This window comes from Fodinicola acaciae (genome assembly GCF_010993745.1).
Taxonomy (GTDB): domain Bacteria; phylum Actinomycetota; class Actinomycetes; order Mycobacteriales; family HKI-0501; genus Fodinicola; species Fodinicola acaciae.
In genome coordinates, this window is the sequence record NZ_WOTN01000001.1 from 3,044,471 (window position 1) to 3,059,896 (window position 15,426).

At 67.7% G+C, this 15,426-nt stretch carries 17 protein-coding genes and 1 riboswitch; of the genes, 10 read left to right on the forward strand and 7 right to left on the reverse strand.

The window, feature by feature from the left end:
* The first annotated feature begins 297 nt into the window (after positions 1 to 297).
* Together GNX95_RS14395 and GNX95_RS14400 are read left to right on the forward strand one after the other, a co-directional pair.
* Positions 298 to 621 carry an ArsR/SmtB family transcription factor gene (locus GNX95_RS14395; RefSeq protein ID WP_163507576.1) on the forward strand — a complete coding sequence of 108 codons (324 nt, stop codon included), beginning with the start codon at positions 298 to 300 and terminating at the stop codon, positions 619 to 621.
* Entirely contained in the window at positions 621 to 1,043 is a 423-nt protein-coding gene (locus GNX95_RS14400; RefSeq protein WP_246281595.1) for a Fur family transcriptional regulator, read from the forward strand. The genes GNX95_RS14395 and GNX95_RS14400 overlap by 1 nt, the downstream gene beginning before the upstream one ends.
* Before the next feature lie 687 nt (positions 1,044 to 1,730).
* On the opposite strand, the gene GNX95_RS14405 is transcribed toward GNX95_RS14400, so the two are convergent.
* Positions 1,731 to 2,432, reverse strand: a complete 702-nt coding sequence (locus tag GNX95_RS14405) for a TIGR03943 family putative permease subunit (protein ID WP_163507577.1) — start codon at positions 2,430 to 2,432, stop codon at positions 1,731 to 1,733.
* Positions 2,429 to 3,361 (reverse strand): permease, encoded by a 933-nt coding sequence (locus GNX95_RS14410; RefSeq protein ID WP_425483897.1) that lies wholly within the window; start codon positions 3,359 to 3,361, stop codon positions 2,429 to 2,431. Before GNX95_RS14410 ends, GNX95_RS14405 begins: the two co-directional genes overlap by 4 nt.
* Positions 3,362 to 3,590: 229 nt before the next feature.
* Positions 3,591 to 3,694, forward strand: a riboswitch (TPP riboswitch).
* An 84-nt stretch (positions 3,695 to 3,778) separates the two neighbouring features.
* On the opposite strand from GNX95_RS14410, the gene GNX95_RS14415 reads away from it, so the two are divergent.
* The 3 genes from GNX95_RS14415 to GNX95_RS14425 are packed head-to-tail and all read left to right on the forward strand — an operon-like array spanning position 3,779 to position 6,499.
* Entirely contained in the window at positions 3,779 to 4,360 is a 582-nt protein-coding gene (locus GNX95_RS14415; RefSeq protein WP_163507578.1) for an ECF transporter S component, read from the forward strand.
* Between the two features lie 4 nt (positions 4,361 to 4,364).
* Positions 4,365 to 5,771 carry an ABC transporter ATP-binding protein gene (locus tag GNX95_RS14420; protein WP_222853573.1) on the forward strand — a complete coding sequence of 469 codons (1,407 nt, stop codon included), beginning with the start codon at positions 4,365 to 4,367 and terminating at the stop codon, positions 5,769 to 5,771.
* Positions 5,768 to 6,499: an energy-coupling factor transporter transmembrane component T family protein gene (locus GNX95_RS14425; protein WP_163507579.1), complete on the forward strand. Its 732-nt coding sequence runs from the start codon at positions 5,768 to 5,770 to the stop codon at positions 6,497 to 6,499. Before GNX95_RS14420 ends, GNX95_RS14425 begins: the two co-directional genes overlap by 4 nt.
* A 333-nt stretch (positions 6,500 to 6,832) precedes the next feature.
* Here GNX95_RS14425 and GNX95_RS14430 read toward each other — a convergent pair whose 3' ends face one another.
* Complete coding sequence (locus GNX95_RS14430; RefSeq protein ID WP_163507580.1) at positions 6,833 to 7,153, reverse strand: DUF6191 domain-containing protein; 321 nt, start codon at positions 7,151 to 7,153, stop codon at positions 6,833 to 6,835.
* Between the two features lie 589 nt (positions 7,154 to 7,742).
* On the opposite strand from GNX95_RS14430, the gene GNX95_RS14435 reads away from it, so the two are divergent.
* Positions 7,743 to 8,906: a molybdopterin-dependent oxidoreductase gene (locus tag GNX95_RS14435; RefSeq protein WP_163508064.1), complete on the forward strand. Its 1,164-nt coding sequence runs from the start codon at positions 7,743 to 7,745 to the stop codon at positions 8,904 to 8,906.
* Position 8,907: 1 nt separating this feature from the next.
* The gene (locus GNX95_RS14440) at positions 8,908 to 9,363 is read left to right on the forward strand and encodes a hypothetical protein (RefSeq protein ID WP_163507581.1); all 456 of its coding nucleotides are present in this window, start codon (positions 8,908 to 8,910) and stop codon (positions 9,361 to 9,363) included.
* A 30-nt stretch (positions 9,364 to 9,393) separates the two neighbouring features.
* Here the strand turns inward: GNX95_RS14440 and GNX95_RS14445 are convergent, their stop codons facing one another.
* The 3 genes from GNX95_RS14445 to GNX95_RS14455 are packed head-to-tail and all read right to left on the reverse strand — an operon-like array spanning position 9,394 to position 11,149.
* The gene (locus tag GNX95_RS14445; protein WP_246281597.1) at positions 9,394 to 9,888 is read right to left on the reverse strand and encodes a methyltransferase domain-containing protein; all 495 of its coding nucleotides are present in this window, start codon (positions 9,886 to 9,888) and stop codon (positions 9,394 to 9,396) included.
* Positions 9,885 to 10,508, reverse strand: coding sequence for a TIGR04282 family arsenosugar biosynthesis glycosyltransferase (locus GNX95_RS14450; protein ID WP_163507582.1), 624 nt, complete (start codon positions 10,506 to 10,508; stop codon positions 9,885 to 9,887). The genes GNX95_RS14445 and GNX95_RS14450 overlap by 4 nt, the downstream gene beginning before the upstream one ends.
* A complete protein-coding gene (locus GNX95_RS14455; RefSeq protein WP_222853574.1) occupies positions 10,505 to 11,149 on the reverse strand; it encodes a glycosyltransferase family 2 protein in 645 nt (214 codons plus the stop codon). Before GNX95_RS14455 ends, GNX95_RS14450 begins: the two co-directional genes overlap by 4 nt.
* 102 nt (positions 11,150 to 11,251) lie before the next feature.
* On the opposite strand from GNX95_RS14455, the gene GNX95_RS14460 reads away from it, so the two are divergent.
* From GNX95_RS14460 to GNX95_RS14470, 3 genes are read left to right on the forward strand one after another with little or no spacing between them, the layout of a single operon-like run.
* Positions 11,252 to 12,613, forward strand: coding sequence for a hypothetical protein (locus GNX95_RS14460; RefSeq protein WP_163507584.1), 1,362 nt, complete (start codon positions 11,252 to 11,254; stop codon positions 12,611 to 12,613).
* Positions 12,607 to 13,311 carry a response regulator transcription factor gene (locus GNX95_RS14465; protein WP_163507585.1) on the forward strand — a complete coding sequence of 235 codons (705 nt, stop codon included), beginning with the start codon at positions 12,607 to 12,609 and terminating at the stop codon, positions 13,309 to 13,311. Before GNX95_RS14460 ends, GNX95_RS14465 begins: the two co-directional genes overlap by 7 nt.
* Positions 13,305 to 14,357: a sensor histidine kinase gene (locus tag GNX95_RS14470; protein WP_246281598.1), complete on the forward strand. Its 1,053-nt coding sequence runs from the start codon at positions 13,305 to 13,307 to the stop codon at positions 14,355 to 14,357. Before GNX95_RS14465 ends, GNX95_RS14470 begins: the two co-directional genes overlap by 7 nt.
* Here the strand turns inward: GNX95_RS14470 and GNX95_RS14475 are convergent.
* On the reverse strand, positions 14,326 to 15,348 hold the full coding sequence (locus GNX95_RS14475) for an NAD-dependent epimerase/dehydratase family protein (protein ID WP_163507587.1): 1,023 nt from the start codon (positions 15,346 to 15,348) through the stop codon (positions 14,326 to 14,328). The genes GNX95_RS14470 and GNX95_RS14475 overlap by 32 nt on opposite strands.
* Between the last annotated feature and the right edge of the window lie 78 nt (positions 15,349 to 15,426).

A 15,426-nucleotide genomic window follows, 5' to 3' on the forward strand; every position in this document is an offset into this window, starting at 1 on the left:
TCCTTCGTCCTGCGGGGTGCGCACCCGACATACGCACTGCGGGATTTACCTTGCCGAATCAGACGAAATCCGACAAGAGGGCAAGCTTCCTCAGTGTCGCATTGATCAGCGTTGTCCGGATAACTTTGTGAACAATCACGGTCACCGAGCGCCGAAAACCCGACACAAGCCACGAAAGTGGACGAGCTGGGTTGTGAACTCTGTGATAAACCCGTGGTCGTACGATCACCATGTGACTTACGCCACTGGGCGATGCATGCGTAACACTGCATATGAACATGCGTTACGGTGGTCGCCATGACGGTCCAAGAGGAGACGCGCGCGGCGGATACTGGTACGTATCACCACTTCGCCGCGGCCGGCGAGCTGCTCCGGTCACTCGCCGCGCCGATCCGGATCGCGATCGTCACCGAGCTGTCCGACGGACCAAAATGCGTCCACGAGCTGGTCGCCGCGCTCGGCGCGCCGCAGCCGCTGGTGTCGCAGCACCTGCGCGTACTGCGTGTCGCCAAACTGGTGACGACCGAACGCCGCGGCCGAGAGATCGCGTACGCCCTGGCCGATGCCCACGTCGCACAGATCGTCGCCGACGCGGTCTCGCACGCGGGGGAGATACACTGATGGCCGACAACATGACCAGCGCCGTACCAGGCCGAGCCACCCGCCAACGCCGCGCGGTGGCCGCACTGCTCTCCGAGACCGACGAGTTTCGCAGTGCACAGGACCTGCACCGCCTGCTCTCCGAACGCGGCGAGGCCGTCGGCCTGACCACCGTCTATCGCACCCTCCAGTCAATGGCCGACGCCGGCGACATCGACGTGATGCGGCCACCAGGCGGCGAGCACCTTTACCGGCGTTGCGGCCAGAACCAGCATCACCATCACCACCTGGTGTGCCGCAACTGCGGCAAAGCCGTCGAGGTCGACGGCCCACCGGCGGAGCGGTGGGTGGACAAGGTGGCCGAGGAGCACGGATTCACTCAGTTGAGCCACACGTTCGACATTTTTGGGCTTTGCGGTGAGTGCGCTGGGTGCCGGAGCTAGCGTTTGGAGCTGGCTGGGTTTCTGGTTGCGTTGAGGGTGGTCAGGTTTTCTGGTTGCCGCGTTTGAGGGGTGTGGTGCGGCCTCATTTTTGTTGCGTTTTGGGGGTGGTTGGTTTCGCCTGCGCGGCGGGCGCTCCTGCGCGGAGGGCGACCTCAAGGGGAGGGGCGCGCGGGGTCCCGTCGTTGGTTGGGTTGGGTGCCGCGTGTGCGGTTGGGTGGGTGGTGTGGTCCGGTTTGTGGCTGGGGCGCCGGCCCTGCGGTGGCGTCTCGATGGGTGGCGTGAAGGTCCAGTATGTGGGACGAGACGGCATGTGGACCGCTGAATGTCCGGCTTATACGGTTCGCTGATGGCATGAATGTCGAGTTACTTGCGTTGGACGCAAGGAACAAGGCTTTCACGCCGCCGCGATCCCCCAGGCTGTGGCGGGTGTGACTATTGAGGCTGATAATGCCGTTGTGGCTGCCGGGCTGCAACAAATGTCGGTTTTGATGTCTTGTTCAACAAGTATTACGCAACCGAGCCACCTCACCCGCACTATCAGCCACAGCAGTCACACCATCACCAGGTCGCCTCAGCGCAGGAGCGCCCGCCGCGCAGGCGAAAACCCAACCACTCCCCACCCGCCACAACCAGAAACCCACCCACCTCCACCCACCTCCACAACCAGAAAACCCCTAAACCCACCCCCTACTCGTACACCTCTTCCGGCTCCTTGATCTGCCGGTACGAGATCACCGAGACATACGGGATCGGCTCGGTGTTGACCGGGTCGGCGTCCTGCCCAGGCTGGTACTTCCCGATCACCTCCAGCCACATGTTCGCCGGCAGATCGCCCGGCACGTTTCCGTGCATCAGCACCTTGATCGGCCGTGCGTCGGCGGCGCAGCAGGTGAGGACCATGCGGGCCAGCCAGATGCCGCCGCCGGGGCGGGGTACGACGAAGCCGGTGAGCTTGATCCGGCGGTTGGCCAGCGACAGGCCGGAGTCCCAGATGGCGCGTGAGCCGTAGTCGATCAGTGGCATGGCGAGCGGGTCGCCGGCCGGCAGCGGTGGATATTGCGACTTTTGCGTCACGGCGGTGCCGGAGCGGCCGGCGGCGTACGAGCCGAGGGCTGGCGGGCCGACCAGGAAGATCGCCAGCACCGGCAACACCAGCAGCCAGGCCACCACTCCCCCGTGGCCATGACCATGGTCGTGCGCGGCTTTGTAGCGGCCGAAAAGCTCGCGGGCGAGCGTCACGACGGCGATGACGACGAGTACGACGCCGGCCGCGATGAGCAGCGGACGCACGCCGGCCTTGACGTATCGCAGATAGACATCGGTCAGGCTGATCCGCAGCAGCGCACCGCCGAAGAGCAGCAGGAGTACGCTCCGAGCCTCGGAAATCACAGCAGCACCAATCCCACCGCAGAGCCGATCAGGATGGCCACCACCAGGGTGGCCGGCGCGAAGCGCAGTGCGAACGAGCGGGAGAAGGCGCCAGCCTGCATCGCGAAGAGCTTGAGGTCGATCATGGGGCCGACGACGAGGAACACCAGCCGCGCGGTGAGCGAGAACTGCGTCAACGACGCGGCGACGAACGCGTCGGCCTCCGAGCACAGCGACAGGATGACCGCGAGCAGCGCCAGTCCGATGATCGCGAGCACCGGATTGTCGGCGATCGTACGAAGAATCTCCTGCGGCACCAGCACGTTGAGCGTCGCCGCGGTGAGCGCACCCACGACGAGAAAGCCACCGGACGGCAGGAAGTCGGCGCGCGCCGCCTCCATAAAGGCATGCCAGCGCGGCACACCGGTGAGCTCGGGCCGATGTGGGATCCGGATCCACTCCGTACGCCCCAGCCGCAGCCACAGCCAGCCCATCGCGATCGACACCAGCACCGACCCGACGAACCTGGCCAGCACCATCTTCGGCTGGCCGGGAAAGGCGACCGCGGTTGCGACGAGTACGACGGGGTTGATCGCCGGCGCCGAGAGCAGGAAGGCGAGCGCCGCCGCCGGCGCCACGCCACGGCGGATCAGGCCGCCGGCGATCGGTACGGAGCCGCACTCGCAACCAGGCAGGATGACCCCGGCGACACTGGCCACTGGCACCGCGAGCGCCGGCTTGCGCGGCAGCGCCTTCTCGAAGAACGAGGGTGGTACGAAGACCGCGATCGCCGCGCTGACCAGCACACCGAGCACCAGGAACGGCGTCGCCTGCACGACGATCGAGACGAAGACGGTGGCCCAGGTCTGCATCAGCGGCGCGTCGAAGGCACCGAGGAAAAAGCCGCGGAAGACGACGATCAGCAGGCAGACCGCGATCAGCGCGTACAGCGACCACGGGCGGCTGGGCGCCGGCGGCGGCTCGGCCGGAGCGGCCTTCTCCACGTCGGTGGTGGATGACGACACGCGGTAACAGTAGCGACCGGCCAGGCACCGGCTGAGCTCCTGGGTGCGTACCTCCAGCGCCGGATCAGGACGTACGCCGCGGCCGTGCACCAGAAACGGGATGTTTCCGGCGGGTGTACGGCCGGTGGCCGGCGATCGTGTTACGGTCGCCGGGTCAGTACGACAGGGGAGCGCCGGACGCGCTGAGAGTGCGGGAAACCGCAGACCCTCAGACCTGATCTGGGTAATGCCAGCGCAGGAAGTCGAGTCATCCGCTTCCACGTGCTGCCGCGCACGCGCGGCGGCGCGTGGCGACGGGTGAGCGTCAGCACTCCTCCTTCGAGCCAGAAGGAGGCACCGCAAATGTCCACATCATTCCGTTGGCGGACCGTCGACATCGTCGTCACGGCCGTCGTCGGCGTCGTCTTCGGCGTCGTGTTCTTCGGTTGGGGCTTCGCCAACGGCGTCCTCACCGCACCGCTCAAGGCGGTCGCACCGCTCACCGGCGTGTTCTCCGGTGTGTGGTTCATCCCGGCGGTGCTCGCGCCGCTGATCGTGCGCAAGCCAGGCGCCGCGGTCGTCGCCGAGCTGCTCGGCTCGCTGGTCGAGATGCTGCTCGGCGGCCAGTACGGCTTCGCCACGATCCTGTCCGGTCTCGCGCAGGGGCTGGCCGCGGAGATCGTCTTCGCCGCCTTCCGCTATCGCTCGTACTCGCTGCCGACCGCTCTGCTGGCCGGCACCGCCAGCGGCCTGGGCTGTGCGATCGTCGATCTGACGACGTACTACCCGCAGTTCACGATCGGCGCCAAGCTCACGTACGCGGTGTCGTGCATGGTCGGCGGCCTGGTGCTGGCCGGTCTGGTGTCGTGGCTGCTGGCCCGCGCGCTCGGAGCGACCGGCGTGCTGTCCGCGCTGGCCGGCGGCCGCCGCCAGGCCCGCGTCTGAGCCGGTGGCGGCACAGATCCGGCTGGCCGGCTGGGGGTGGCGGCATCCGGGCCGCAAGGCGTGGGCGGTACGCGGCATCGACCTGACCGTGCAGCCCGGTGAGCGGGTGTTGCTGCTCGGCGCTTCCGGAGCGGGCAAGAGCACGTTGCTGCGCGGCCTCGCCGGCGTACTCGACCCGGAGGTCGGCGACGAGGAAGGCACCATGCACATCGATGGTGCGCATCCGCGCGAACACCGCGAGCCGGTCGGTTATCTCCAGCAGGATCCGGAAAGTCAGCTGGTGATGGCGCGCTGCGGTGACGATGTCGCGTTCGGCCTGGAAAACCTGGCCGTCGCGGCCGACCGGATCTGGCCGCGCGTCGACGCCGCGCTGGAGACGGTCGGCTTCGGCTACGACCGCGACTGGCCGACGGCCGCGTTGTCCGGTGGCGAGCAGCAGCGGCTCGCCCTGGCCGGGGTTTTGGCGCAGCGACCGGGTTTGCTGCTGCTCGACGAGCCGACCGCCAACATCGACCCGGACGGCGCGACCGCCGTTCGCAAGGCGGTGGACGCGGTGCTCGCCCAGACCGGCGCGACCCTCGTGTTGGTCGAGCACCGCGTCGCCGAGACGCTGGACCTGGTCGACCGGCTGGTCGTCATCTCCCCCGACGGTGTCGTGGCCGACGGCTCGCCGGAGCGCGTACTCGCCGAGCGGTGTGACGAGCTGACCGCCGCCGGCGTGTGGGTCCCCGGTGTGCCGGTGGGTCGCCGGCGCTCGACCGCGATCGAGCGGAATCCGTTGCTGACCGCGGAATCCGTACGCGTGCCGTCCATTGTGGACGATGCGTCCGTCCAGCTCGCCGCGGCGGAGGTCGCCGCCATCACCGGTCCGAACGGCGCTGGCAAGACGACGCTCGCGCGCGTGCTCGGCGGGTTGGTGCGGCCGGAATCCGGTCGCGTAGAAGGCACCTCCGCGCTGTCCGGTGCCGATCGTCGGCCGCCATGGCGGTGGAAGGCCACCGACCTCGCCGGCCGGATTGGAGCCGTTTTCCAGGATCCGGAGCACCAGTTCCTGACCGGCCGGGTACGCGACGAGTTGCTGTTGCGTACGAAGGAAAACGCGCGCGCCGACGAGTTGTTGGAGCGGCTGCGGCTGGACCGGCTGGCGGCGGCGAACCCGTTCACACTGTCCGGTGGCGAGCAGCGCAGGCTGTCGGTGGCGACCGCGTTGGTGGCCGCTCCGGCGCTGCTGATCCTGGACGAGCCGACCTTCGGCCAGGACCGTCGGACCTGGACCGAGCTGGTGGAAATGCTGGACAGCCTGCGAAAAGACGGCGTCGGGATCGCGGTGATCACGCACGACACCGCGTTCACCGATGCGTTGGCCGACCGGGTGCTGTGGATGTCCGCCGGACGATTGTCGCCGGCATGACCGCCGCGTACCTGGGACGCCGCAACCCGGTCGTCAAGCTGGCCGCCGGGCTGGTCGTCGCGGCGGCGGCGCTGGCGGCCGGCGATCCGGTCACGCCGGCGGTGTTGTTGGCCGGCTGCCTGCTGGCGTTGCCGCTGACCGGACTTTCGGCCGCAACACTGGCAAAGCGTACGGTCGTGTTGCTGGTCGGCGCGCTGTCGATCGGCGTCGCCAACGCGCTCTTCGGCAGTCCTGGCGGCTGGCAGGTCGGTGGCGCGCTGGCCCTGCGCGTCGTCGCCGTCGCGCTGCCAGGCGTACTCATGCTGTCGACGACCGACCCGACCGATCTCGCCGACTCGCTGGTGCAGCAACTGCGCGCGCCGGCACGGTTCGCGTACGGGGCACTCGCGGCGCTGCGGTTGTTACCTTTGCTGACAACGGAATGGCACACCATCGGCCTCGCTCGCCGAGCGCGCGGCGTAGCGGCCAACGGAAATCCGGTGGTCGCCGCCCGGCTCTTCGGCGGTCGCGTTTTCACCCTGCTGGTCGGTGCGATCCGGCGCGCCAGCCGGATCGCCGCCGCGATGGACGCGCGCGGCTTCGACGCGCGCCAGGCTCGCACATATGCGCGCCGGCAGACCATCGGCCTCGCCGACCTTTTGCTGCTGTTGCTGGCAATCCTGCTCGCCTCGGCGGCCACCGGCGGCAGCCTCGCGCTCGGCACCTGGCGACTGTTCACCAGCGCCTAGGGGTCTGTTTCGAAGTCCCACCCGGCGATAGCCGAGCCCAACTCTCATCCACGTGGGACTTCGAAACAGACCCCAGCCCAGTACGACAGACCCTGAGATGCGGGATTTTTCCGCACTCGATGCGCGAGACACCCGGCCGCGATCACAGGCAGTCCCACAAGGGTCAAGCTCCGCACTCACCAACTCGACGTTGGGGGACCTCGACACGCCGACAGAACGACAACGTCGAGTTCGCGAAACCGAGGCACGTCTACACCCGCAACCCAGTCACCACGAGGCGCACGCAACAATCATGAAAACCCAGCCCCGGCGCACGTAGGGCGACCCTGCGGTCTACCCGTCGTTTTGCTTGCGCAGGACGATGTTTGCCGTGCCGGCGTCGAGGTCGACTCTGCTGCGCGGCGGCGCGCCGTCGCTCTCCTCCTCGCGCAGCATCAGAGACGACTGTTTCATCTGTCGCTGAAAGTCTTTGGTGCCGCGAAAATGTGACTCCAGCTCCTCGACACCGGCGGTCGACAATGGCGACATGCCAGAGCCGTCGCCGCGTTTGCGCCACGGAGCCCAGCCGAACCGGCCGGTGACCCGCTCGAACACCGCCACCGCGAGCAGCAGCACGACCAACGACGGAATGATCAGCGCGGCGACCACGTACATGACCAGTCAACTCCGCCGCGTGCACGCGAGTTCCCGTTAAGGCCTGCTTAAACTTGGCTGCCGGCGACAGCGCCGAACATCTTCCGGCCGACACGGCTGCATAACGGGTGATATATGGATAAACCACTTTAAGCGCACACTAACGCCACACAAATCTGCGCTTTCTGCCAGCCGGCACTCCCTTTACGTCGACCTTTCGTGCATTCTGTGCACGTACGCACACCTCGCTCCACCAGGGTCATTTGGGACGAACGGAGGCAGGCAATGCGCGGACTGAGCGTGTTGGACGGTGTGTCGCTCGGCGTGGTGGCAGACGGCGTCGCCTGAGACCACCAGCGGAAAGCGCCTACCCATCGCCGGGGTAGGCGCTTTCCGTTCGTCCAAGGCGCGCGAGAGCTCCGACTTTTCAGCCAGCTGCGCGACCACCGGTTTCTCACCTTCGGGGCATGGAAAACTGAGGTCTTTCCATTCCATTACCGATCGGTCCTGACGGCACCCGGCCGGACCGCCCGGACGTACGGTGAGGACCGTGCGAACAACCAGCGTTGTGCGTCGATTGTGGAGCGTGGCGGAAAACCACGGCCGTGCGATGGCCGGCCGGTTCCGGAGTCCGCTGCGCGGCCGGTGGCTCACCTCGGTTTTCGGCCTGACACTGCTGATCTCGCTGCCGTTCGTCATTGTCACCGGGCTGCTCGACTATCTCGCGTACGGTCCGCAGTTTGGTCAGGCTTTTCCGCGCGACGTCGGTTGGCTGCACCTGCCGTACGTGGACTGGCCGACGCGTCCGGCCTGGCTTTTCCAGCTGACGCAAGGACTGCACGTCGGTCTCGGCCTGGTGCTGGTGCCGGTGATCCTGGCCAAGCTCTGGTCGGTGATCCCGAAGCTTTTCGAGTGGCCGCCGGCGAGATCGATCGCGCACGCGCTTGAACGCCTGTCGTTGCTCCTGCTGATCGGCGGCATTCTCTTCGAGGTCGGCACCGGCCTGCTCAACATCCAGTATGACTATCTGTTCGGCTTCAGCTTCTACACCGCGCACTATTACGGTGCCTGGGTCTTCCTCGCGGCGTTCGCCGTCCACATTGGACTCAAGTTCCGCACGATGGCCTCGGCGCTGCGCACCCGTCAGCCAAAGAAAAAACCGGAAGGCGCCACGATCAGCCGCCGTGGCCTGCTGGGTCTGGTCGCCGGCGGCTCCCTCCTGGTGGCCGCGGTGACCGTCGGCCAAAGCGTCGACAGCCTGCGCTGGAGCGCGTTCCTGCTGCCGCGCGGCCGGTCGTACGGCGGCGGCCCGACCGACTTCCAGGTCAACCGTACGGCCAGAAGTGTCGGCATCACGGCCGAGTCGGTCGGACCGGCGTGGCGCCTGCGGCTCTCGGGCCGCCGCCAGCTGACACTGGATCTTCCTACGCTGCAACGGATGCCGCAGCACACCGCTGTCCTGCCGATCGCCTGCGTGGAAGGCTGGTCGACGACACAGACGTGGACGGGCGTACGGCTGCGTGATCTCGCCGCACTGACCGGCCTGCCGGCGCCGGCGAACGCATTCGTCCAGGCGGTGTCGAAAACCGGCGGCTTCCACCAGGCGACGCTGCAGGAAAACCAGGTCCTCGATCCGGACGCTCTGTTGGCGCTTCGCGTCAACGGCGCACCGCTGAGCCTCGACCACGGCTTTCCGGCGCGGATCATCGTGCCGGCATTGCCAGGCGTGCATTGCACGAAATGGGTGGCCTCGATCGATTTCCGGGAGCGGTGACATGCGCCGGTTTTATGGAGCCAGTGGCTGGCATCTGGCGGCTTTGCTGATGTGTTTCCTGGTCGCCGGCTATGCGATCTGGCTGGTGGCCGCCGATCCGTTGGCCTGGCTGATGTTGCTGTGGTTCCTCGGCGCCGTCGTCATCCACGACCTGGTGTTGTTTCCGGTGTACGCGCTGGTGACCAGGTCAGTCAATTACGTCCGCGTGCCGGCGTTGGCCTCTGGACTGCTGTTTCTGTTGTTCTTCCCCGGCATCGTCCGGCAGGGCGCCGGCAGCTTTCAGGACGCGACCGGTCTGACGCAGCAGCCCTACCTGTTCCGCTGGCTGCTCTTCACCGCGGCAGCCTTCGCCCTGAGCGCGATTATCTATGTGTTACGCGGAAAGCTCGGCAAACGTACGCCAGCCAAGCCGGACCGTCCGCACCGCGAGACCAGCCGCGCCAGCCACCGCGGGTAGCGCAGAGCGGCCGACCTGGGCCCACGGAAACTACGGACCGACCACGCCGGACGCCTCCAACCGGCCGGCTCCGCGCCACAGGCCGCCGATCGGGTCCAGCTCCAGCAAGACGGTGCCTTTGGGCCGCAGCAACACCTTCGCTCGGCGCAACAGTTGTGCCGGATCGCCGCCGATTCCGATGTTGCCGTCCGCCAGGAGCACGTGCGACCAGCGGCCTTCGGCCGGCAACCGGCCGAGCGCGTCTCGCCGCAACGCCGTGCCACCGCGGAAGAGCGTACGCTCGACCGCGTCCGCGCTGATGTCGACGCCGAGCGCCGGCAGGCCGCGCTCGGCCAACGCGGTGACCAGCCGGCCGGGACCGCAGCCGAGGTCGAGCGTCGGACCGGTGCACCGGTCGAGCAGCCAGCGATCGGCGCCGCGTGCCGGCGCATGCCAGCGACGGACCGGCAGCCGGATCAGCACGCCATCCGTGCGCCGCAGTGCACACGGATTTCCGCGCAAGCCATGCGAAAAGTCGGCGATCATCCGAGCTCGGCCGCGAACCGGCTCCGTGGCGCCAAGGCGGCCACCGCGTACGCGTCGGCCATGGTGTCCACATCGGACAGTTCCGGTCCGAGCGCGACGCGGAGGCCGCCGTTTCGCAGGGCGGCGAGCGTACGAGCGCCGGTGTCCGGCCGGGACATCGGCACGTCCGCGACCAAGCGCGCGTGCTCCGGATTTCGCAGCCCGAGCAACCACCAACCGCCGTCGGCAGCTGGCGCCAGCACACCATCGTGCATCGCGTCGCGACATTGCTCGAGGTCGGCGGCGGTCAGCTGTGGTGTGTCCATGCCGATCTGCAGGATTGGCCGTCCTGGAAACAATGCCGCCGCGTCGAGATGGGCCGCCGCGATCCGCTCGCCGAGATTTTCACCGCGTTGCACGACAACAGGCACGTCGCGCATTGCCGCACGCAGCTGCGGATGGTCGAGTTTTCCTGCCAATGCGACCACCGGCACGATCCAGGAGCAGGATGTGACGGTGGCCAAGGTGTCCAGAAAGGCCGCGGCGGCAAGCCGCGCGGCCTGCTCCGGCGTCGCCGGCGGACACAACCGGGTCTTCACCCGGCCGGGGACCGGCGATTTCGCCAGTATCGCACAGATCATCGCAGTGCCTTCGCGAAATCACGGGTCGCGCGCAGCGTCCCACGAAACGAACCGGAGACTTTCGACACGGTGCCGGCCGCGCGCGGCCGATAGTCGACCGGCCGCTCGGCGATCCGCCAACCGGCCGCACCTGCGCGTAACAACAACTCCAGTGGATAGCCAAAAGCGCGATCGGTCACGCCGAGACCCAGCAAAGCCGCGCGGCGTACGGCTCGGACAGGCGCGATGTCGGACACCGGAACACCGCGCCGCCGCAACAAACACGCGACAATCGCATTGCCGAGACGCGCGTGCCACGGCCACACCGACACGCTGACCGGCACACGCTTGCCGACCGCCAGCTCCGCGTTGCCCAGCATCTCCACGAATTCCGGGAGAACGGACGGATCGAGCGAACCATCGGCGTCGATGAAGCACACGACGTCGGCACTCGCCGCGACAAGTCCACTGTGGACGGCCGCGCCATATCCGCGCTGCGCCTCATGCACGACGGTCGCGCCGAATTCGCGCGCGACAGCCGGACTGCCGTCGGTCGAACCATTGTCGACCACGATCGCGCGATAACCCGGCGGCATCGCCTGCAGGACGCCAGGCAGCGCCAATGCCTCGTCGAGGCACGGCAGGATCACGTCGACGCTCATACGCATGACGCTAGAGCCGATCGGCCGGCCCGATTCTTACGATCTCGTGACGCGAGGTCCGGCGGCGCGCCAACCGGCCGGCCAACTGGTTAGCGTACCGGCGTGACGCAAACCCCGACCCGGTCCGACGAGCGTACGGACCGGACGACGCGCTATGACCTGATCACGGTCGGGTCGGTCGTCGCGCTCGTCGTCGTGGCGGCGCTGGTCGGCTGGGCCATGTTGCGCGCGTTCGTGCCGGGCGGACCGACGCCTTATCTGGCCTGGCCGCCGCTTTCCGGCCGGTGGGGGCCGCACGTCGGTCCTGGCACGATGCCGGCGATCGCGGTCGCTGCGATCATTGTTCTCTACGGACGCGAGCTGTCCACCCGGCTGCGCTTTCGCACATTGCTGCCGGTCGCCTACGTGGCCGCGGTGGCATGGACGTTTTTCCTCGCGCTCATCGACGGTTGGCAGTTTGGCATCGCCGGCCGGCTCACCCGTCCGGCGGAATATCTGCACGACGTGCCCAGGGTCACCGACATCGGCCAGTTTCTGCGACATTTCTCCGATGGCATCGTCCGCGGACCGGACGCCTGGACCGAGCACGTGTCCGGACATCCGCCTGGCGTGACGTTGTTTTTCGTCGCACTGGACCGGATCGGTCTCGGCGGCGGCGCGATCGCCGGCATGATCTGCATCCTGCTGGGATCCTCCGCATGCATCGCCGTCGCGGTGGCGCTCAAGGCCCTCGGCATGGCCGAAACCGCGCGGAAAACCCTGCCATTCGGCGTGCTTTTCCCTGGAGCGGTGTGGATCGGTGTCTCTGCCGACGGCATCTTCACCGCCGTTGTCGCCTGGGGTGTCGCCGCGATCGCTGTCGGCGCGGCCGGCAGGGGCTTGTTTCGGGATCTGGCCTCGGTTTGCGGTGGCCTGCTGCTCGGATACGGCAGCTACCTGTCGTACGGCCTCATCCTGGCCGGCACGCTGCCGTTGGCGGTCGCCATCATCACGCGGCGGATCCGTCCGCTGGTGATCGGCGCGATCGCCGCGATCGCCGTGGTTGCCGCCTTCACGGCGGCCGGATTCGCGTGGTGGCAAGGCGTACATCTGGTGCAGATCCGCTATTACCAGGGCGTCGCGTCGCAGCGGCCCTACTGGTATTTCGTCTGGGCCGACCTGGCGGCGCTCGCCTTCTCGACCGGTCCGGCTGTCGTCGCCGGACTGCGGAGATCGGTCAAATGGCGGGTAAGAGGCCGCGCAAGTAGGGGACCTCTAAGTCTGGTCGCCGCGGCGGCATTGTCGATCCTGCTCGCCGATCTTTCCGGACTGAGCAAGGCGGAAGTGGAGCGGATCTGGCTGCCGTTCGCGGTGTGGCTGGTGCCGGCGTGCGCGTTGCTGCCGGCGCGTACGAGCCGGTGGTGGCTGGCCGCTCAGGCGGTTCTGGCCTTGGCGGTCAACCATCTGGTGGTGACCGGATGGTGAGCGCGCCGCGGATCCTGGTGGTCGACGACGATCCGACCGTACGCGATGTGATGCGGCGATATCTGTCCCGCGCCGGTTACGAGGTGACCGTACGCGCGGACGGCGAGGCCGCGATGGCCGAGATCAGCGCGAAACCACCGGATCTGGTGGTGCTCGACCTGATGTTGCCAGGCCTGAGCGGACTGGAGGTGTGCGAGGAGTTGCGCCGGCACAGCAGCATTCCGGTGATCATGCTGACCGCGCTCGGTGAGGAGGAGGATCGGGTCGCCGGCTTGGAAACCGGCGCGGACGACTACGTGACCAAGCCGTTCAGTCCGCGCGAGTTGGTGTTGCGGGTCGGCTCGGTGTTACGCCGGTCGGCCGGTCCGCCCGATCCGCGACCGGCCGGCACGGTCACCGACGGCGACCTGTCGATCGACCTGGACGCGCGCCGAGTGTCGTTGCGTGGCAGGGAACTGTCGCTCACGACGCGCGAATTCGACCTGCTGGCCTATTTCGTCCGGCATCCCGGTCAGGTGTTCCGGCGACCGGAGCTGCTGGAACGCGTGTGGGGTTGGAGCTTCGGCGACCAGTCCACGGTGACCGTACACGTGCGCCGGCTGCGCGAAAAGCTCGAGACCGATCCGGTGCATCCGCGGCGGCTGGCGACCGTGTGGGGTGTCGGCTATCGCTACGACCCGCAGGAGCCGGTGTGCTGACGCTTTTTCTTCACGTGGCACCACTCGCGCTGATCGCCACGCTTCCGGTGGTGTTGCTCGGAAGTGTGCTGTTGCACCGCATGCGAAGACACTCCATCGCCACCGCGATGGCAGTGCTCGTGCTGGTGCCGGTGGTCGCGACGCTGACCGGCGTGCTGGTGGTGGGAAAGTTCATGTTCGACCCCGCCTTCGCCACCACGCTTTTCGTCTGTCTGCTGGTCGCCGCGGTCTCGGTGCCGGCCGGTTTGATGCTTGGCCGGCAAATCGCGGCCGAAAGCGTGTGGGAACGCGAGGCTCGCGCGCGTGAACGCGCGCTCGACTCATCGCGCCGAGAGCTGGTTGCCTGGATCAGCCACGATCTGCGTACGCCGCTGGCCGGCATCCGCGCGATGACCGAGGCCTTGGAGGACGGCGTGGTCAGCGCGCCGGACGACATCGCGGCATACACGCGCGACATCCGCCGCGAAACCGAGCGACTGTCGGCGATGGTGGACGATCTTTTCCAGCTGTCGCGGATAACCGCCGGCGCGCTGCGGCTCACGATGTCGGCTGTTTCGTTACGGGACGTGGTTTCCGACGCGCTGGCAGCGGAAGGCGCTGGCGCGGCGCGAAAAGGCGTCGAGCTGGCGGCCGCGGAGGAAGCCGACTGGCCGGTCGTCGCCGGCAGCGACGCCGAGCTCGGCCGAGTCGTCCGCAATCTGCTGTCAAACGCGATCCGGCACACGCCACCCGGTGGCTCGGTCGTGGTCGCGGCCGGCGTGGACGGCGACGAGGCGTGGCTGCGCGTCGACGACGGTTGCGGTGGCATTCCCGAAGATGAGCTCGCCAGAGTCTTCGACGTGGCCTTTCGCGGCACCGCCGCGCGTACGCCGGACGACACCGGCGGCGGCCTCGGGCTGGCGGTCGCGCGCGGCCTGGTCGAGGCGCAGTCCGGCCGGATCAGCGCCGTCAACCACGAGCCGGGCTGCCGTTTCGAGGTGCATCTGGCTTTAGAGCCTGTTGGTAAACAGTCACTTACCGGAGCGGGTCCGTCGCGAAGGCTTTGACGCCTTCTTCGAAGGACGTACGCGGGTGGAATCCGAGAACTGACCGCGCTTTCGCCGGATCGGCGGTGACGTGCCGCACGTCGCCGGGCCGCGCGCCACCGACGATCACCGGCATCGGACCACCCATCGCGGTCGCCAGGTTTTCGGCGAATTCTGCGACGGTGTGCGGATCACCGGAGCAGATGTTGACGGCCTGCAGTGTGCCCTCCGGCGCCGGTTTGGCCGCGGCGAGCACATTCGCGGCGGCGACATCGGTGACATGGACGAAATCGCGGCGCTGCCGGCCGTCTTCCATGACTCGCGGCGCGACACCGCGCTCCAGCGCCGACCGGAAAATCGAGGCCACGCCGGCATACGGCGTGTCCCGCGGCATCCACGGACCGTAGATATTGTGATAACGCAAGGCCCACACCGATCCGCCGGTCTGCCTGGCCCAGGCCGAGGCGAGGTGCTCCTGCGCGACTTTCGTCGCCGCGTACGTGCTGCGCGGATCGAGCCGCGCGTCCTCACCGATCAGCTCAGGACTCAGGCCGCTGCCGCAGACCGGACAAGGCGGATCGAAGTTGCCCGCGTCGATGTCGCCGGCTTTACGTGGTGCCGCCGGCACAATGCCGTGCTCCGCACAGCGATAACGGCCTTCACCGTAGACGACCATCGAACTGGCGAGCACCAAACGCCGGACGCCGGCCGATGCCATGGCAGCCAACAAAACCGCGGTCGAGAAATCGTTGTGCAGCGCGTACGCCGGAGCGTCGGACGGATCGACGCCGTGACCGACCATCGCCGCCAGGTGGATGACCGTGTCGACGCCGTCCAGCAGCGCGACGGCCTCGGACACGTCGGTCAGATCATTGCGAACGATGTTCTCGACTGCTGGTGAATCACCGTGCGCCTGCGGCAACAAGGCATCCACGAGTCGTACGTCCGCGCCGATCGCGTCGGCCGTGTGCGATCCTACGAAACCGGCGCCGCCGGTGATCAGTACAGTCACGCCTGCGACGCTAGGCGCTCGGGCACGCGTCGTACGCTCTCCGTGGCCAACCATCACCGAATCGTAAGAACGTCAGGA